The organism is Neoakkermansia glycaniphila (assembly GCF_001683795.1).
GTDB classification, from domain to species: domain Bacteria; phylum Verrucomicrobiota; class Verrucomicrobiia; order Verrucomicrobiales; family Akkermansiaceae; genus Akkermansia; species Akkermansia glycaniphila.
The window spans coordinates 49,584-68,354 of record NZ_LIGX01000020.1; the positions used below are offsets into that span (position 1 = coordinate 49,584).

The following is an 18,771-nucleotide window of genomic DNA, read 5'->3' on the forward strand; positions in this document are numbered from 1 at the left end:
AATCTCCGAATTTTCCGAAAAGATGCATTGCATTCCTCGTCGTATATGCTATTCTGATTTGGATGAAATATGCCATTTCAATATGCTTTTTCTGCAAAATTCATGGTATTTTTCGTGATAATAACCAACTTGTATCTTGACGATGAAACCTCTCTCGACATGCGTCGTTTTCTTCTCGTGCTATACGGGAATCCTGCCGTCCCTGCTGGGTGCGGATACACCCTATCTGGGTAATATCGCCTTTGTAGGCGATTCCATTACGGAACGTGCGGATTACCGCAAGAGTATCTGGAAATCGTTCCTTGACAACGGTTACCAGGATAAGACGAACGGCACCAATACAGCCGCCGTGTCCGGTTCCAAAGATTTCCAGATGGTCGGTTCCCGCAATTCCGGAAGAGTCAACTCCCTCTATCAGGGACAGAATTTCATCGGCATGCACGAGGGCCATGCCAGCTGGTATTCCGGCGCTCTGATCGGAGATTTCAAGGCGGGAGACCAGATTCCCGATTACGGAGGTACGCGAGGCGGAGGCTACATCAGGAATTGGGTTTCCACGACACCCGGCGGCGCCGCGCTCGATACGACTCTGCCGGACGGATGGAAGGGGACGGCGTGGGACGACGGTTCCGGGCATTTCAAGAATAAGGATCTTCCCGCTTTGTCAACTTATAAGCCCGATACGATCGTGATCATGGTCGGGATCAACGACCATTTCGGAAACCCCGTGAACAATACGACTCCGGAGCAGACGGTCGCGAATATCAAGGCGATGGTCGAGATGTACCGTGAGGCGAATCCGAATGCCAATTTCTACATCAGTACCGTGCTTCCGGTCGATACGGCGAAGCAGACGGGGCGTTACCCCGCCGAGAAGAAGGTCATCAACGATATGCTGATGGCCGTCGGCGATTCATGGAACAACGGGAATTCGCAAGTCAAGGTGTTCGACGGCAGCATCGGCTTTGATCCTGTGACCATGACGACCGATGGTGTGCATCCGGAAGCTCAAGGATCGATGATTTTTGCCAACAATCTGGCCGAAGCGATGGGTACGGGGCAGAGGACGGCAGGCAAGGCGCGAGTCGCCGTTGTCGATGCTTCCAAATTCATCCGGCAGAATATGTCCTCCCTGCCGGACTCGTCTTCCGGCGGTTCGTCTTTGGCTGTGCAGGGTTCCCATGTGGCCGCCCGGCAGTTGACGGCGACGGGCTCTTCGTCACCCAGCGATCTGTTCGTATTTACGGCTCCGCTGGGTTCTTCGGATCCGACGCGCCTGTCATGGCAATGGAGCGGCAACACCATCGCCGAACGCACGCTTGAAGTCAGCCTTCAATTGACCTCCGGCGTGTTCGGCAACCAGATGACGATCGGGTTCGGCAATACTTCCGCGTCTTCCGGTCTGCAGCTCGACATTCGCGAGAACGGCGTTTTCTGGGGGAATACCATGTTGTACGGCGGTTCGCAATCTGCTGAAATGGCAGATTTCCGCATCGCCTACATTGCGAGCGGCGGCGTGGCGGCCGGGTATTATGTCTGGCGCAACGGCATGCTGATCGGCGAAGCGCTGTCCGGCTCCACAGGTGCGGCCATCAACGGCTTTTATATCGGACAGGCCAATTCATCCTCGGCGGCCTATGGGGCGCTTGGAGGCATCTACTGGTCGGAAACCGGGGCATGGGCTCCCGATACCTTGAGCGGGGCGCGCCCGTCTTACGCACTGCCCGGTGCATCGTCGATGAATACATGGACAGGTTCTTCTTCGGGTGATTGGGGCATCGGTACGGGTGGCAGCTGGAGTTCTTCGGACGGGCAATTCCATCAGGGAGACAATGTCGGTTTTTCATCTGCGGCCACGATCAGGCTCGTGTCGCCGGACATTCATGCAGGTACGGTGTCGGCTCTGGGTAATCTGACGGTCAATACGAACGGCAACAATGCCGTGTTCGATGCGCTGCAGGCCGCTTCCGGAACCAATTTCACGAAGGAGGGCGCCGGAACGCTGACGGTGCAGGGCGGTTCGATTTCATCCAGCCAGAATTCCATCGCTACCAGCAATGTGAAGGCCGGTACGCTGGAAGTGACGGGAGATACGGAGATCAATATTGCGTCCGGGCGTTTCGACGTTTCGTCGGCCACGCTGAAGGTATCGCAGGGCGCGCATTTGACGGTGCAGGGTGTGGGCGAGTTCTCCGCAGGCACATGGACGACGGGGGCGAACGCCACCAATAGCGCCATTCTGGTTACGGGCGAAGGAAGCTGGCTGGAAAGCAAAGTGTCGGTCAATCTGGGCAACCAGAAGGTAGCCGGGCGCAAGGATATGCTGACGGTGGAAGACGGTGGCCGGTTCTCGGTCGCGAACACATTCAATATCGGCGTACGGCAGGATACGGATGTGACCGTACGCAACGGCGGCGTGCTGGTGGCAGAGACGATCGGCTTGGGGCATTCCAATGCGGTTTCGTCGGGCTTTACGTCCAACCTGTACATTGCCGACGGAGGCACGGTGGAAGCAGTCTCGATTCTTCGCAAGAGTACGAATATGACGGGCAACGTGCATTTCGACGGAGGCACGCTGAAAGCCCGGCAGGACCATGCGAACATGATTTCCGCCAGCAGCATCGCCATCAGCGCGAAAGGCGGAACGGTGGATACCAACGGTTTCAACGTTACGATCGCCCAGGCGATCGCCAATGAATCGGGTCAGTCCGGCGCATTGAGTAAGGCGGGCAAGGGTTCCCTTACCCTGTCTGCTGCCAGTACATACAGCGGCGGCACGACTGTGAACGACGGTACTCTGATCGTCGCTGCCAACGGAGCCACGGGTTCCGGCTCGATCACGGTGAAGAACGGTTCCATCCTGCTCAATAATGCGCAGGTCGGCGGCTCCGTCCAGGTCGAAAGCGGCACGATCGGCGGCACGGGTTCGTTCTCTTCCATCGTGAATATGGTGCAGGGCAATCTGCAAGCGGCCGCCAACGGCGAGATCGGCACGATTCAATTCAACTCCGGCCTTGTGCTGGGGAATGTTTCCTGCATGCTGGATCTTGCCACGGCGGCAGCGCGTTCGGTCGACCAGTCGGACATGATCCGCATTTCCGGCACGTTCGACCGGATGAACGATTCTTCCCTGAAGCTGGTTCTGAATGTGCTGGACGGAGAATCCATGGCCGAAGGAGACAGCCGCAGCTACAAGCTGTTTGACATGGCCCGGGCTGAGGATTACCAAAAGCTGGAGAATGCCCAGCTGGTGTTCGACCGCAGCCTGTACACGGTGGATGCGGCGAATCTCGCGGTGGACGGTACGATCATGTTGACGCGCGAAGCCTCCATTCCCGAACCGTCGGCGCCTGCGCTCGGCATGATGAGCCTCCTCGGGCTGATGTGGAAACGCCGCAGAAAGGCCTGATGCGGTATTGCCGCATTTGCGATGCCCGGTTTCCGAAAGGAGGCCGGGCGTTTTTCAGGCTCGCATCAGCGTCAGAACGGCGACGGTGCGGACATCCGGGAGGCGGCGGAGCTGCCGGGCGCATGCCCGCGCCGTTGCTCCTGTGGTGAATACATCGTCGATCAGCAGCAGGTGGGCAGGGATTGTTTTTCTGCCGGCAACATAGGCTGGCGATACCCGGTACACCGTGTCGGCATGCCGGGCGCGTTCCTGCTTGAGAAGAGCCGTCTGGCTCATGGCGTCGCGGAGATGGACGAGAGGTTCGGCCATGCCGAAACCGAGGCGTTTTCCAAGCGATTTTGCCAGCAGGAGGGACTGGTTGTAGCCGCGCCTGTGCATTCTGCCGGAAGTCATCGGGATGGGGACGAGCGTCCACGCCGTTGTCCGCAGAAGAGGATCGGTTTGAAGCGTCCCGGACATCAGATCGGCGAGCGCCGGAACGAGGTGGTTTCTGCCGTGGTATTTCAGGTCGATGATGAGCCTGCGTGCCTCTTCGCTGCGCGACAGGGTCGAGCGGGCAAAATCGAATGTACGTTCATGCTCCGAACACTCGGCACACATTTCGGCCTGGGCGGATGCTCCGGGTAACGGCGTGCCGCAATGAAGGCATACCGGAGCTTCGACGCGCGGCAACGCATCCATGCACGCAGGACAAAGGGAATATGCCGTACCGGAGGGTTCCCCGCACAGGGCGCAGATGCGGGGAAAGATCCAGTCGAGCATGGCAAGCCGCTATTCTCCGGTTTCGCCGCGAAAGCGGACGACCGCATCATGCAGGAAGCCTTCTGCGACGAGCCGCTGCGCCTGTTCTTCCGGGATGCCCCGGGATTGGAGGTAGAAGAGCTGTTCTTCATCCATCGGGGAGGTGGCGCTGCCGTGCGAGCATTTGACTCCGTCCGCCAGAATTTCGAGGCCGGGCAGGGAGTTGATGGAAGCCTGTTCGCTGAGCATCATGTTGCGGTTGGCCTGGTAGGCGTCCGTCTCATGGGCTCCGGGCTCCACGAGGATCATGCCGGCGAAGGTAGCCGTGGCTGTGTCGCCCACGACGTTTTTGTACAGAAGGTTGCTGTATGCTCCCGGCGAGGAGTGTATCTGCCGCGTGCGCTGGTCGAGTACACGGCTGCCGTCTACCGCATTGGCGGAGAAGAGTTCGGCACGGGCTTCGCGTCCGGTAAGCACGCAGGTCGTTTCCTGCCGCGCCCATTCCGTGTGGAGGTGGCGCGTGAGCTGGTTGAGGGTTGCGCCTTCGGCCAGCCTGTATTCGGCTATTTCCATGGCGCGGCCCGTGCTGCCGAGTTCCTGCACCAGTTCGTAGGAAAGGGAGGCATGCGGCGCAAGTACGGCTTTCTGCACGCCGACGATCATTTGGCTGTTGCCGCCGTCTCCCCGGTGGATTTCCCGGATCGTGGCTTTGGAGCCTTCACCCATCAGGATGAGGATGGAAGGGGAGAGCAGTCCCATCTCTCCGCGTACGGTGCAGGTGATTTCGATGGGGTGTTCGACGATGCAGCCGGGGGCGATCGAGATGCAGAGGCCGCAGACGGGCAGGCTCTGCTGCATGGCGAGGATTCTGCCGGAGCCGATGGAGTGGACGGAAGCGAGGTGTTCCAGCTCTTCGGGCTTGCCGAGCGGCTGGATGCTGACTCCCGGCAGTACGGGGCCTGCCAGCGTGGCGGTTACGGCTTCGTCCGCCACAGGGGGCGGCGTTTGCAGGCGGTCAAGCACGGCGGCCGCATACGCGGCGGGGCGTCCGTAGCGCCAGTCTTCATTCAGGCGGTCCGGGGCGGCAAGAGTTTCGGCGCGGGAGGCGGCCTGCTGGCGGAAGTGGTTCAGAGCGTCATTCATCGTGATAGGTGCCGGAAAGGGTTAACCGATGCTGTCCTCCATTTCGAGGTCGATCAGGCGGCGCAGCTCCACGGAGTATTCCATCGGGAATTCCTTGACGAGTTCGTTGATGAATCCGTTGACGGCGAGGGACATGGCCGAGGCTCGCGACAGGCCGCGCTGCTGCATGTAGAAGAGCATTTCTTCGGAGACCTGCGAGACGGAGGCTTCGTGCTGCACCGCGCTGCGGTTGCCCGTCACGCTGATGGCGGGGTAGGTGTCCGTCCGGCTGTCGGTGTTGATGAGCAGGGCATCGCATTCCGTGTTGTTTTTGCAGCCTTTCAATCCCTTGGGGATGACGACCTGGCCGCGGTAGCTCGCCCGGCCCGTGCCGATGCTGATGGATTTGGAGACGACGTTGGAGGTGGTTTCGTCGGCTGCGTGGATCATTTTCGCGCCCGTGTCCTGATGCTGCCCGGTGTTGGCCAGGGCGATGGAGATGACTTCGCCGCGCGCCCGGCGGCCTTTCAGCACGACGCCGGGGTATTTCATCGTCAGGCCGGAACCGATGTTGCAGTCGATCCAGCGGATTTCCGCGCCTTCGTGCGCGAGTCCGCGCTTGGTGACGAGGTTGAAGACGTTGGATGACCAGTTCTGGACGGTCACATATTGAATCTTCGCGTTTTTCATCGCGACGAGTTCGACGACGGCGGAATGCAGGGTCGAGGTATCGAACTGCGGAGCCGTGCAGCCTTCCATGTACATGATTTCGGAGTCTTCGTCCGCGATGATGAGCGTGCGTTCGAACTGGCCGAAGTTCTCGGAATTGATGCGGAAATAGGCTTGCAGCGGGTGCTTGAGCTTCACGCCCTTGGGCACGTAGATGAACGAGCCGCCGGAGAAGACGGCGCTGTTCAGCGCGGAGAATTTGTTGTCGCCCACGGGGATGACCTTGCCGAACCACGGGCGGAAGATTTCTTCATGCTCCATCAGTCCTTCGGTGGAGTTCACGAAGATGACGCCCTGCTTCTGCAGTTCTTCCTTCATGTTGTTGTACGCCGTTTCCGAGTCGTACTGCGCGTCCACGCCTGCGAGGAAGGCGCGTTCCTGTTCGGGTACGCCGAGGCGTTCGAAGGTGCGCTTCACTTCGTCCGGCACTTCGTCCCAGCTTTTCTTGGGGCGTTCGCCGTGGGCGAGGTAGTAGCGGATGGCGGAGAAGTCGATCTTTTCGAGGTCTTTCGTGGCCCAGTGGGTGGGCAGGGGCATTTCCTCGAATTTGCGGAGGGCGTTCTGGCGGAATTCGCGTATCCAGTCCTTTTCTCCCTTGACGTTGACGATGTAATCGACGGTGTCGGGCGTCAGGCCGTACCCGGCGTCGTACTTGTGTTTTTCCGGGAAGGAGAAGTTCCCCTTCGCCGAGTCGAAACTGAATGGTGATTCGTCCATGAAGACTTTATTGTTCCGTGTTTTTCAGAAACTCGTAGCCGTGCTCTTCCAGCTCGTCCACCAGCTCGTAGCCGCCCGTGCGGACGATTTTGCCGTCCGACAGCACATGCACCACATCCGGCTTGATGTATTCGAGCAGCCGCTTGTAGTGCGTGATGACGAGGAAGCTGCGCATCGGCGAGCGCATGGAGTTCACGCCTTCGGAGACGATGCGGAGGGCGTCGATATCCAGCCCGGAGTCGGTTTCGTCCAGAATGGCGTATGTCGGTTCGAGCATCATCATCTGGAGGATGTCGTTGCGCTTCTTTTCACCGCCGGAGAAGCCTTCGTTCACGGCGCGGGAGGTGAACTTGCGGGCCATGCCGAGTTTGTCCATCTTCGCATACAGTGTCTTGTAGAAGGCGACGGCATCCAGCTCTTCTCCTTCGGGCATGCGGGCCTGCATGGCGGCGCGGAGGAAGTTGGCATTGGTGACGCCCGGCACTTCGACGGGGTACTGGAAGGCGAGGAACAGCCCGGCGCGGCTGCGTTCGTCCACGCTCATGGAGAGCAGGTCGTGGCCGTCCATCGTGGCGCTGCCGCCCGTGACCTCGTAATCTTCATGTCCGCACAGCACCTTGGAGAGGGTGCTTTTGCCGGAGCCGTTCGGCCCCATGATGGCATGGATTTCTCCCTTGGGGATTTCGAGGTTGATTCCCTTCAGGATTTCCGTCCCGTGGACGTTGGCGTGCAGATCTTGAATGATGAGACTCATGCTTGTGTGGAATGATGTGAAAATGTCTATGGTTTGACGATGGAACCGCGGAGGGTGATTTCCGCCTCGTTCACGCAGGCGCCCGGAGGCAGATCGATCACATCTTCCAGCAATACGCCCGGTTTCAGCGTGATGTCGTGGATGATGCCGGTGTCGATATCCTGAAAGTGTCCGTGTTCTACAAGGTTGGGACAATAACGGGACGGTTCCCGATCAAAATTTACCTGTCTTACAAGGCGATGTTTGACCAAAGCTTCCAAACAGTTATAAACGGTGGCCAGAGAAATGGACGGCAGGCGCAGTTTCGCACGGCGGAAAACTTCGGCGGCAGTAGGGTGGTCGCGCTTGTCCATCAACACTTGATACACTTCCTGCCGCTGGCGGGTAAGGCGCAATCCTGAAACCGTCGGCAGGATGGAATCTTTGCGTTTGGCTGCGGAGATGGGGAAAGATGAAGAGTTCATGGCCTGAATTTCTGCACGAATGTAGTCTTTTTTAGAATGAAAATCAAGTTTTCGCTGACGATAAGACGTTTTTTCTTGTGCCACAACGGCCAGACGCATACGATACCGGCATGATACGCTTTCTATTATTATGCGGTTGCAGTTTGCAGGCAAATGCCGCAGTACAGGAAACGCAGCTCGACAGCCTTCCCGGCACGGCGATGACTTGCGGGTGGGAAGGCCGCCCGGTTCGGCCGGGGAAATCCGTCTCCGGAGAAGCCATGAGAATCGGCGGCAGGACTTTTGAACGGGGGCTTGGCACGCATGCACCCTCCGCAGGTACGCTGAAGCTCGACGGCAAGGCCGGCCGCTTTCTGGCGGAGGTAGGCGTGGATGCCTCCCAGGCGAAGGGGACGGTTCGGTTCCGGGTGAAGGGCAACGGCAAAACGCTTTTCGAGAGCGGCATACTCAAGGGAGGCGATGAGCCGGTATCGGTTGACGTACCGTTGCAAGGCGTGCGCCGCCTCGAACTGGAAGTGGACGACGGGGGAGACGGCAGGGATTTCGACCACGCGAACTGGGGCAATGCACGCCTTGTTTACGATGGGGCGGTTCCGGTATGGATGAATCCCGGAGAATCTTCCAACGATGAGACGGTTTACCCCGCTGCCTCCCGGCGCACGCTTTCCAAAGGGAATACGGTTCGCTACATCGATCCGCAACGCGGCGACGACCGGGCGAGCGGACTTTCCTCCGGCAAGGCATGGAAGAGCATGGCTCCGGCGAATGCCCTGACGCTGGCGCCGGGCGATACGCTGGTGATTGCTCCCGGCACGCACGATTATTCCCTGATTGCCTCCGGCTGCGGCACGGAGAAGGACAATATCACTTTGAGATTTCTTCCGGGGAGGCATGTGTTCGCCTACGGCAATCTGGCGACGGACAAACTGCATATTTCCAACACGAACGACAGGCCCTACCAGCCGAAAAGCATCGCCCTGCGGCTCGACGGGATGAAAAACGTACGGCTGGAAGGCAAGGGAGCCGAGATTCTGCTCGCAGGCAAGTCGATCTACATGATGGCGGACGGCTGCGACGGCGTCACTCTGGAAGGCCTGACCTTCGACTACCTGCATCCCACCGTCTGCGAATTCAAGGTCGAATCCATCGACGGGCAAACGATGGATATCTCCATCGCTCCCGACTACGGGTACGAACTGAACGACGGCAAGCTGACATGGAAAGGGCCGGGCTGGCAGTTCCCGCTCGGAGGCTACATGAAGGTGTTCGACCCGGAGCAGGGCGTATTCTCCGGCTCCTTCTCGCCCAACGGCACCCGCATCGAAGAACTCTCTCCCGGCAGGCTCCGCGTGCATTACCTCTCCGGTTCGCCGACGCTCAAACCGGGGCAGGTCGTCCAGAACCGGGATATTACGCGCGACTGCGTCGGTTTCCTGCAAAGAAACAGCCGCAATCTGAAGTGGAAGGATTGCTCGATCCATGCCATCCACGGCATGGGGGTCGTCTCCCAGTTCTGCGAGAACCTGAGCTTCGATCGCCTGAATGTCGCGCCGCGCAAGGGTTCTCCCCGCACGAACGTGACATGGGCGGACATTCTGCATTTCTCGGGCTGCAAGGGGCGCATCTCCGTGCGCGACTGTTTTCTTTCCGCTGCGCACGACGATGCCATCAACGTACACGGCACCCATCTCCGCATCGTGCAGCAGCCCGCTCCGAACAAGGTCGTAGTGCAGTTCATGCATCCCCAGACATTCGGTATCGACGGTTTCCACCCCGGCGACGAGGTTGAATTCATCCGGGGAGACAGCCTTGTGTCCTTCGGCTCGAACAAGGTGCAGAAGGTTGACAGGCTCGACGACAGGAAAATGGCCCTCACCTTGCAAAAGCCCGCTCCCTCCGGCATACGTCCGACCGATGCTCTGGAGAACGTGACGTGGACGCCCTCCGTCCACGTCTCCGGAACGACGGTGCGCCATATTCCGACGCGGGGATTCCTGCTGACGACGCGCCGCCCGGTGGTGGTCGAGAACTGCCGGTTCATCCGCACGGGCATGCCCGGCATTCTGGTGGAGGATGATGCTTCCGGCTGGTACGAATCGGGCATGGTGAAGGATATGACGATCCGGGGCAATACCTTTGTGGAATGCGCCGAACCTGTCATTCACATCAATCCGCACGCAACAAAATCCGAAGGCCCCGTGCACAGCAATATCAGGATCGAAAACAACCGTTTCGAACTGAAGGGCGGCACAGCCGTGCGCTCCCACCATGCCGACAAGGTGACGGTGAAGGGCAATACGTATATCCGGCAGGGAAAGCCCTCGGCTGAAAAGGATTGCGTGCGGATCGATTCCTGACGGAACGGCCTCACCGCTTGCGAAGGCTGGCCGGAAGGATTTTCATCTGGTCGCGGTACTTGGCGATGGTTCGCCGCGCCACGGTAACGCCTTGCGCTGCGAGGGCGGCTTCTATCTTGGCATCGCTCAGGGGCTTGGCGGGATTCTCCTCGTCGACGAGCTTCCTGATGCGCGCCTGAATGGCCTGCGGGCTGAGCGCGTCGCCGTCTCCGTCGTGCTGCGGCAGCGCAGTCTGGAAGAACGAGCGCAGTTCGTAGATGCCGTGGCTGCACAACAGGTATTTGTGGCTGACGGCGCGGGAGACGGTGGAGGGATGAATCTCCAGTGCATGCGCCACGTCTTCCATTCGCATCGGGGCGAGATGGTCCTTCCCTTCGAGGAAGAAGGGTTCCTGCCGCCGGACGATTTCCCGGGCGATCGTCAGAATGGTTTCCTGCCTGTCGGTGATGGATTTGATGAACTCGCGCCCTTCCCGGAAACAGCGGCTTAGGTAGGCACGCAGTTCCGCATCCTCGGCATGTTCGGACAACATCTCGCGGTAGGCGCTGCTGATGGAGAGTTTCGGAATGTGTTCGCCCGTCAGGGAGACGTGCAAGCCGCCGTTCTTGCCTTTTTCGACGATCAGGTCGGGCGTGACGGACGGGTTCGCCTCGCGGGCGAAGCCTGCTCCCGGATCGGGGTTCAGGCGAGTGATGCGCTGTACGGCAGCCTGTATCTCGTCCTCGTCCGCGCCGAGGGTGCGTGAGGCATCCGCATAGCGGTGGCGTACCAGATCATCCCAGCAGTCACGCAGAAGGCGGCCGGGCAGGGAATCCTCCTCCCCAGCCTGCCGGAGCTGGATCAACAGGGAATCCCGCAGATCGCGCGCCCCGACGCCCGGAGGGTCGAGATCCTGCACGATGCCAAGGGCTTCCTCCAGAATTTTCGGGGCAATGCCGTTGCGGACGGCTATCTCTTCAGGGCTGTCTTCGAAAAAGCCCCGATGGTCCAGCTCGCCGATCAAATCCAGAGCCGCCCGTGCGATCGGGGGAGCGATGCCTGAACGGGCGACCTGTTCTTCAAGATGCTCGGTCAGGGAAAGTTCTTCGCTGAGCGAATTCATGAGCAACTCGTGGCGTTCGGCAGCGGCTGTACCGTCCGAAGGGGACGATGCTTCCCAGCCGTCGTCATCGTGCCGGGGATCCTCGCGGGGCGTATCTTCCTCCAACACGGGATTGGCCGCCATGGCCTGTTGCACGATCTGCGACAACTCCATGGATGAAGCCTGCAGGGTGCGCATGAAGAGCTGCATGGAGGCTCCCGCCACCATGGACTGCTTCATTCCCTGCTGCATGCCCGCATGACTCATCCCCGGCACTATACCGGATGAGGCATGAAGCGAAAAGGGGATTCTGCGTCAAAAGCGAAACAATGGCAGGATGGAACGCCATGCCCGTTTCTACCTGAAAGAAGATCAGGCAAGCAGGGTGCGGAATTTTTCCCTCTCCTCTTCGGTGTAGGGTACGACGGCGAACCCGCCGTTTTCCTCCTGCTTTCCGGTGCGAACTGTCACGATGCGCACCTGGGCGCAGTGGTCGCCGCCGCGGCGGATGTCGAACCGCCAGTGCAGGGAGCTGTTGCCGATGCGGTCGAAAATGGCTTCGACGGCAATCTCATCGTTGAAATGCAGCGGAAGATGGTAATCCGCCTCCACATGGACGCGGGGCAGCATGTAGGGCGAAGGGTAGGCAGCCAGTCCGAGCGAGAGGAGAGCCTGCAGCTCCGCTTCTTCGGCAAAGCGCAGATAATTGGAGAAATGGACGATGCCTCCGGCATCCGTCTCGTAAAAGGAGATCCTTCGATGATGGGTGAATGGCGGCATACGGGGAAACAGGTCAGAATTCTTCTTCCTTCTTGCGCGGCGGGTTCCAACCCGTATCGGTGGAAATGGCGTTCCAGACCTTCGGTTCGTGGCGTTCGCGTGCCAGCCATACGGGAATCGTGCTCCAGGCTGCATCGATATTCACGATGCGGTCCTTGCGCGCGCCCATGGTATCCCAGTTCAGTTCAAGGCCCGTCTGTTTTTGTCCATCGTCGAGAGAAAGGAATTTCTCACGGGAAGCACCTTCTTCAAGTCCCGGGGAAAGCACCTGTGCGCGGTACTCGGGGTTCATTTTGTCCAGTTCGAGAAAATCGTTGATTTCCTTGCGTGTCTTGCCGGTGAAAAGCTGGTTGGCGTCGGCCTCGTGGAAAATGCGGAGAGCTGCATGGACGGCGCGGTTCGTGGCGAGCTTTCGGCCGCCGGATGCATGCGTATATTCGCGCAGGGCGGCGACATCGCGGCGCATGGCGCCTTCGGAACCGCCGGAACCCAGCCAGAAGGCGAAGGGCCAGATGACGAGAATGGCGAGCAGCACAAGCGTCTGCCGCGTCCGTGTGCGGGAAATGCTCAACATGGCCTGCGCCAGCACCCCCCAGCGCTGCACCAGCTCGCGGTCGGACATGCCGAAGAGGAACCTCGCCTGAGCTTTGGGCTGTTCCTGAAGGATTGTCTGGATTGTCTTACCGCGTGAAGGTGCGATGGAGTCGATGGGCTGGGCGTCCTCGGTGGACACCTTGTCACGCGGAGGAGCCATCATGGGCAGTACCATAATGCGGATGAAGGCGCTGAAGGCGATGAACAAAGTCAGCAGGCCGAGGCCGCGCGCCATCATGATATCTTCCGCATCATGCGTCGGGAACACATATTCGGGAGCCATCAGGTACAGAATGGGCAGAGACAGATAAACCAGCAGCCAGGCGATGACCAGACCGGCGAACCACGTCATGTTGCGGGCTTTGCCGAACCATGCCAGAGCCTCCATGGCAAGCACAATCACCGCCAGACCGATAAACATCTGGAACGGAAGGGAATCGGCAGGCCGACCGGAGGAGAACAAGGCTGTCGGATAGGAAACCATGCAGACGCCTCCGAGCGCCAGTACGGCGATGAGGCCGCTTTTCCACCATTGGGGTCCCTGATTCATGGGCGGTATTGTATCGTTGCTCCGAATGGATGTCAAGGAGAGGCAAAGAGTTCCCCGTCACAAGTATGTAACAGGAAAGCGCGCTGCTCCCGGTCGAGAAGCCGCTGCTTCATCGCGAGGCCTCCGGCGTACCCTGTCAGCTCTCCCCGGCAGCCGATCACGCGGTGGCAGGGAATGAAAATGGGGATGGGGTTCCGGTGGTTGGCCATGCCGACGGCACGGCATGCCTTCGGCGAACCGATCTCCTCGGCGATGTCGCGGTAAGAGGCCGTTTGCCCATAGGGAATGCGGAGCAGGGCATCCCACACCTTCTTCATGAACGGTGTGCCTTGCGGCGACAGCGGCAGGTCGAACGACTCCAGTTCTCCGGCGGCATACAGTTCCAGCTGGCGGAATGCCTCTTCGATGATGGAATCTCCCTCTGCCTGAGGCTGATCATGGCAGGACAGGGGAGGATTCAGCACGACGCGTACGACGGCCCTTCCATCCGACTCGATGCCGATGAATCCCAAAGCTGTATCGCGGTAAACGGTCATATATTCATTGGATGTTGGATCGTCATGTTTCCGTTCAAACATCGTCCCGGTAAAGTTTCCGGAGCATGGCGATCTCGCGGGCGTGTCCGGCGAGATCGTTGGGCGTTTCCAAATAGAAGGGAAGATGGCGCAATACGGGGTGATTGATGATGCGGGCCAGCGCATCGAGTCCGATATGGCCTTCGCCGATGGTTGCATGCCTGTCCTTGCGGCTGCCGCGCGGATTCTGGCTGTCGTTCAGGTGAATGGCTTGCAAATGTTCCAACCCGATCGCACGGTCGAAATGCTCCAGCACTCCGTCGAGATCGCCCGCGATATCGTATCCCGCATCCCAGACGTGGCAGGTATCGAGGCACACTCCGAGAAGATGCCGATGCCCGACGCGGTCCATGATCTCGCGCAGCTCCTCGAACTCCCTGCCTATCTCGCTGCCCTTGCCGGACATGGTTTCGAGCAACACCGTTGTGGCCTGTTCCGGCTTCAGTATCTCGTTCAGCGCGGCGGCCACCCATTCGATCCCGGCCTCTACCCCCTGATTCACATGATTGCCGGGATGGAAATTGTACAGGCTGCCGGGGATGGATTCAAGACGGGCCAGATCGTCCGCCATCGTCTCGCGGACGAGGGTACGCAGATGCTCGGTCGCTGCGCTGGCATTCATCGTATAGGCGGCATGCGCCAGTGCCGGTGCGAAATGATGCTCCAATGCCCAGACTCGGTATTGCTCCACATCGCGATCATCCAGCTTCTTGGCGGAAGCACCGCGCGGATTGCGCGTGAAGAACTGGAAGGTATTTGCATCGATGGATGTGGCCGCCTTGCCCATGGCAAGAAAGCCCTTCGCGCAGGATAGATGGCAACCGATTTTTAGCATACTTTGATGTACCATTATATAATATATTTACAATTGTCACAAGCATGTTATTCAGTATATCTGCCCAGTCGAAGTATAATTCAACTGGGCAGATTGTACCATTTATCACGGACGACAAATAAGTTTCAATCCACGCACTCCGTGAGGAATGCGACATATATCGTCTTCGATTTCCATTTTCATACCCTTTGACAGATATGATTTTACATGTACTCAAAGTATTATGTGAGTAGAAGTACAACTCACGCACTCCGAAAAGGTATAATGTACTTCCGGACGGGTACAATAAATACACATGAACGAGAATATGCCATACTCCATGAAAAAGTCAATTTTTGAGATTATATTTCTTATTAGTCGTAAGTGAAAAATTTAAATTAATTCTCAAACAAATTAAAATGACAAATAATTTCTTGACATCAATTCACCGAAATGATAGTTTTTTTCTGTCGGAATAAAAAAGGATGGAGCTTGGAACTCCATCCTTCTATTTCTGAAAACAAGTCTTATGCAGAAAATGTCATCAGTTTAGCTGAATCGCTGAACGCTTTTTACAAGTTCATCCAGATGATGTCAATCCGGCAGTAAGACATAATATAATAACATTATGGCCAAAGCCACGAAAATTAAGTTAAAAGACGGATGTACATCTCCGAAGTCCACGCTGGAAATCTCTGAAATTTATCTCGAAGGAGTAAATAAGGAAGGTTTTTATACTAAAGCAGCAGTACATGATTTCGTCAAAGACGAAAATGTAGTTACTGTGAATATTGGACCTAGTTATCCCAAATTAATTGCAGTTGTCAGTCCCAAAGGGGAAAAATACGTCCGATCAGAACCAAACGATACGAAGGACGACAATCTTTTGAAATTGCCGCGAGTATAAGGTTGTCTTATGTAAGACAATTACAGGCAGCCTATTCCAATAAGAATAGGCTGCTTTTTCAGTATTCAAACCCCTCCTGCGCCGGGGTGCCTTGTTGAAGGGCGTGGCGGATGCAACCGATGCTGCTTACGGTGTCGGCAAGTGCCATGAGGGATTCCGGGGCGTTGCGCCCGGTCATGATGAGCGTTTTTCCTTCGGGCAGGGCGGCGATTGCTTTGCAGGCTTCGTTTTCATCAATCAATCCATACCGGACGGGGTAGAAGAATTCGTCGAGGATGATGACGGATGTTTCATCGTCGGCCATGCGTTGCCGGGCGAGTTCCCAGCCGGAAAGGGCGGCGGCGCGGTGTTTCTCCCACTGGGGGGAGTCCGGCTGCTTCGGCGTGAATCCGAGGCCAGAGCAGACGACTTCCGCTTCGGGGAAACGGCGCAGGGCGGCTACTTCTCCATACCCTCCGTCGTGCTTGATGAACTGGATGACGGATACTTTTCTCCCATGTCCGATAGCGCGCAAAGCCATGCCGAAGGCGGAGGTCGTTTTGCCCTTGCCGTCTCCGGTGATGATGAGGATGCGCTTGGATGCCATGAGGGAATGCTAGGAAGTCCGTGACCGAATGTCAAGGTTCGAGTGCTTACGCCCGGTTGCGCTGATGGCCGAGCCATGTTCCCTTGCTCCAGATGGTTTCAAAGGGGCCTTGCTTGTGCCTTGCCAGCCACCGGCGGCTCCAGAAGAGCTGGAGACCCACAATGCCGAGGCCGATGAGGAAGGTGACCGTAGCCCCCGTCGTTTTGTACAGGCCGAGGCCGTAGCCGTAGTACAGGAAGACGCCGATGATGGACTGCGTGATGTAGTTGGTCAGGCTCATCCGGCCATAGGGGATGATGAAGCGCTGGATACGAAGGCCGTTCGTCCGGAACCAAGCGAGCGTGAATGCGGCGACGAGCAGCCCCATGAAGGCGATATTGAACCACGACATGACGATGGTATCCATGGGTACGGACAGCCTGTCCAGTCCGGCGGTGTGAAGCATATCGCCCATGCTTTCCTTGATGTACCACAGCGGGCCGAAGGCGGCGGCGCAAACCGTACATACGGTTCTCCAGCGGCGGACGGATTGTGCGCTCGGGATGAAGTACTGCCGTCTTCCCAGAAGCAGGCCGTACATGAAGAGTCCGACGGTCTGGAACAGGCGGCCGTGTTCGACCTGCCAGAAGTTGCTGTAAAGCTGCCCGTGCCAGATGTTGGATCGGAGGAGTTCGAGGAAATTGCCGTCTTTCATGACCGGAAGGGCCAGCTGCTTGTAGGTGATATAGCCGTCGGAGAGCGGCGTGTAGCCGGAGTGGAACAGGGAATACAGGACTCGCCCCCATTCGAAGGGCTGGAAGAGGCATGCCAGCGCGATGATGAAGACGGTTTTGTCCTTGAGCCGGCAAACGGGAATGAGGAGCAGCCCGGCGACGGCGTACAGCAAAAGGATATCCCCGTTGTAGAACAGCGAATGGAACTGGGCGAAGAGGAAGAGCAGGAACATGCGCCATGCGAAACGCCTCCGGAAGTCGCCGCCGCGCGCCTGTTCGTTGCGGAACTGGATGTAAAAGCTGAAGCCGAAGAGCAGGGAGAAGGTGGCATAGGCCTTGCCCGCCATCAGGAAGAAGGTCGTTTCCCAGACGCCCAGATCGAGCATGTTGAGCCAGTCGGGCATGCCTTCCGGGATGCAGTACAGGTTGTAATGTTCCAGGCTGTGGAGGATGACGATGGCCATCAGGGCGAATCCCCTGAGGGCATCGACGACATCCAGCCGTTTGTTTAACGGAGGCAGCAAGTCGGTCATGCGTTGAAATACGCCGTGCGGAGTGCCTTTCTTTCACTCGCGCATCTCTTCAAAGCCCTCAAGGAACCTTTCGGTTTGCTTTTTTCCGCCTGTCCTGCTATTCTGGCAGCGTACATAAGGCAGGCTGTCCTCACCATGTTGTCCATATGAAGCGTACGGTTCTCATCACGGGCGGAGCGGGATTCATCGGTTCCAATTTCGTTCCGTTCTTTGCGGCTCTCCATCCGGAATACGAGGTGGTGAATCTGGATCTGCTGACGTATGCCGGCAATGCGGCCCATTTGAGGGAATGCGATGTCTTGCCGAATTATTCTTTCGTGCAAGGGGATATTGCGGATGTGCCGTTTGTCGATGCCCTGTTTCGGGACCGGGATATTCGGGGAGTGATCCATTTTGCGGCGGAGAGCCATGTGGACAATTCCATTTCCGGCCCGGCGGCATTCGTCCGCACGAATCTGACCGGTACGTTTGCGCTGCTGGATGCAGCCCGGAGGCACTGGATGGAAGCTCCCAACCGCTGGAAGCCCGGTTACGAGGGATGCCGTTTCCACCATATTTCGACGGACGAGGTGTACGGCTCCCTGGGCGAGACGGGGCTGTTTACGGAAGAGACCCCGTATGCGCCGAATTCCCCCTATTCCGCGAGCAAGGCGGGATCCGACCTGCTGGTGCGTTCGTATTTCCATACCTACGGCATGGATGTGACGACTTCCAATTGCTCGAACAATTACGGCCCGAAGCAGCACCGCGAGAAGCTGATTCCGACGGTGATCCGGCACGCTCTGGCGGAGAGGCCGATTCCCATTTACGGGGACGGGCTGAATGTGCGCGATTGGCTGTACGTGCTCGACCACTGCAAGGCGGTAGATGCGGTGTATCACCGCGGCCGTGCGGGAGAGACGTATAACGTGGGAGGAAATGCCGAGATGACGAATCTCGCCATTGCGGGGACGATTTGCTCTCTGCTGGACGCGCTGCGCCCCCGCGCCTGCGGCCGCCCGCATGCCGAGCTGCTGGCCTTCGTGGAAGACAGGCCCGGCCACGACCGCCGCTATGCGATCGATGCGTCGAAGCTGCAGGCGGAGCTGGGATGGCAGCCGGAGGAATCGTTCGCTTCCGGCATGGCGAAGACGGTGGAATGGTATCTCGGCCCCGGCCGCGAAGGACTTGGCGTTTGATCGCCTACGCAAAACTGGCGCCGGAACATCCGATGCCAGTGCACAGGGAACCACAGATGCCGCAGATCGGCACAGATCAGGATCTTATTCAAGAAACGAGTTACCACTCGCATCTTTTTTATCAAAATCTGCGAAAATCAGTGGCATCTGTGGCTCATCAATGAATG

The 18,771-nt window shown here is 58.2% G+C and carries 16 protein-coding genes; 4 read left to right on the plus strand and 12 right to left on the minus strand.

The genetic code is table 11. The annotated features are described in order from the left end of the window. Positions 1 to 142: 142 nt before the first annotated feature. On the plus strand, positions 143 to 3,409 hold the full coding sequence (locus tag AC781_RS05890) for an SGNH/GDSL hydrolase family protein (RefSeq protein WP_067774969.1): 3,267 nt from the start codon (positions 143 to 145) through the stop codon (positions 3,407 to 3,409). Between the two features lie 54 nt (positions 3,410 to 3,463). On the opposite strand, the gene AC781_RS05895 is transcribed toward AC781_RS05890, so the two are convergent. From AC781_RS05895 to AC781_RS05915, 5 genes are read right to left on the minus strand one after another with little or no spacing between them, the layout of a single operon-like run. Further along, entirely contained in the window at positions 3,464 to 4,171 is a 708-nt protein-coding gene (locus AC781_RS05895; RefSeq protein ID WP_067774972.1) for a ComF family protein, read from the minus strand. Between the two features lie 9 nt (positions 4,172 to 4,180). Continuing rightward, positions 4,181 to 5,293, minus strand: coding sequence for a SufB/SufD family protein (locus AC781_RS05900; protein WP_067774975.1), 1,113 nt, complete (start codon positions 5,291 to 5,293; stop codon positions 4,181 to 4,183). 21 nt (positions 5,294 to 5,314) lie between these two features. Beyond that, positions 5,315 to 6,718, minus strand: a complete 1,404-nt coding sequence (gene sufB / locus AC781_RS05905) for a Fe-S cluster assembly protein SufB (RefSeq protein ID WP_067774977.1) — start codon at positions 6,716 to 6,718, stop codon at positions 5,315 to 5,317. Positions 6,719 to 6,725: 7 nt separating this feature from the next. Next, the gene (gene sufC / locus AC781_RS05910; protein WP_067774979.1) at positions 6,726 to 7,472 is read right to left on the minus strand and encodes a Fe-S cluster assembly ATPase SufC; all 747 of its coding nucleotides are present in this window, start codon (positions 7,470 to 7,472) and stop codon (positions 6,726 to 6,728) included. Between the two features lie 26 nt (positions 7,473 to 7,498). Next, positions 7,499 to 8,035: a Fur family transcriptional regulator gene (locus AC781_RS05915; protein WP_245741044.1), complete on the minus strand. Its 537-nt coding sequence runs from the start codon at positions 8,033 to 8,035 to the stop codon at positions 7,499 to 7,501. An 11-nt stretch (positions 8,036 to 8,046) separates the two neighbouring features. Between AC781_RS05915 and AC781_RS05920 the strand changes: the two genes are divergently transcribed. Then, a complete protein-coding gene (locus AC781_RS05920) occupies positions 8,047 to 10,293 on the plus strand; it encodes an NPCBM/NEW2 domain-containing protein (RefSeq protein WP_083076638.1) in 2,247 nt (748 codons plus the stop codon). 10 nt (positions 10,294 to 10,303) lie between these two features. On the opposite strand, the gene rpoN is transcribed toward AC781_RS05920, so the two are convergent. The 5 genes from rpoN to AC781_RS05945 form a co-directional block, all read right to left on the minus strand. Further along, positions 10,304 to 11,641 carry an RNA polymerase factor sigma-54 gene (rpoN, locus tag AC781_RS05925; RefSeq protein ID WP_067774983.1) on the minus strand — a complete coding sequence of 446 codons (1,338 nt, stop codon included), beginning with the start codon at positions 11,639 to 11,641 and terminating at the stop codon, positions 10,304 to 10,306. 105 nt (positions 11,642 to 11,746) lie between these two features. Beyond that, the gene (locus AC781_RS05930; protein ID WP_067774986.1) at positions 11,747 to 12,154 is read right to left on the minus strand and encodes an acyl-CoA thioesterase; all 408 of its coding nucleotides are present in this window, start codon (positions 12,152 to 12,154) and stop codon (positions 11,747 to 11,749) included. Between the two features lie 13 nt (positions 12,155 to 12,167). Continuing rightward, positions 12,168 to 13,298, minus strand: coding sequence for a hypothetical protein (locus tag AC781_RS14010; protein WP_067774989.1), 1,131 nt, complete (start codon positions 13,296 to 13,298; stop codon positions 12,168 to 12,170). Positions 13,299 to 13,330: 32 nt separating this feature from the next. Continuing rightward, the gene (locus AC781_RS05940) at positions 13,331 to 13,834 is read right to left on the minus strand and encodes a methylated-DNA--[protein]-cysteine S-methyltransferase (RefSeq protein ID WP_067775101.1); all 504 of its coding nucleotides are present in this window, start codon (positions 13,832 to 13,834) and stop codon (positions 13,331 to 13,333) included. 34 nt (positions 13,835 to 13,868) lie between these two features. Then, entirely contained in the window at positions 13,869 to 14,708 is an 840-nt protein-coding gene (locus AC781_RS05945) for a deoxyribonuclease IV (protein WP_067774992.1), read from the minus strand. Between the two features lie 607 nt (positions 14,709 to 15,315). Between AC781_RS05945 and AC781_RS13275 the strand changes: the two genes are divergently transcribed. Further along, on the plus strand, positions 15,316 to 15,594 hold the full coding sequence (locus tag AC781_RS13275; RefSeq protein WP_083076643.1) for a DUF3892 domain-containing protein: 279 nt from the start codon (positions 15,316 to 15,318) through the stop codon (positions 15,592 to 15,594). A gap of 58 nt (positions 15,595 to 15,652) precedes the next feature. Here AC781_RS13275 and AC781_RS05950 read toward each other — a convergent pair whose 3' ends face one another. Next, the gene (locus tag AC781_RS05950) at positions 15,653 to 16,180 is read right to left on the minus strand and encodes a cob(I)yrinic acid a,c-diamide adenosyltransferase (RefSeq protein ID WP_067774995.1); all 528 of its coding nucleotides are present in this window, start codon (positions 16,178 to 16,180) and stop codon (positions 15,653 to 15,655) included. 46 nt (positions 16,181 to 16,226) lie between these two features. After that, the gene (locus tag AC781_RS05955) at positions 16,227 to 17,426 is read right to left on the minus strand and encodes a DUF418 domain-containing protein (RefSeq protein ID WP_067774998.1); all 1,200 of its coding nucleotides are present in this window, start codon (positions 17,424 to 17,426) and stop codon (positions 16,227 to 16,229) included. Positions 17,427 to 17,572: 146 nt separating this feature from the next. On the opposite strand from AC781_RS05955, the gene rfbB reads away from it, so the two are divergent. Then, the gene (rfbB, locus tag AC781_RS05960) at positions 17,573 to 18,604 is read left to right on the plus strand and encodes a dTDP-glucose 4,6-dehydratase (protein ID WP_067775001.1); all 1,032 of its coding nucleotides are present in this window, start codon (positions 17,573 to 17,575) and stop codon (positions 18,602 to 18,604) included. The last annotated feature ends 167 nt before the right edge of the window (positions 18,605 to 18,771 follow it).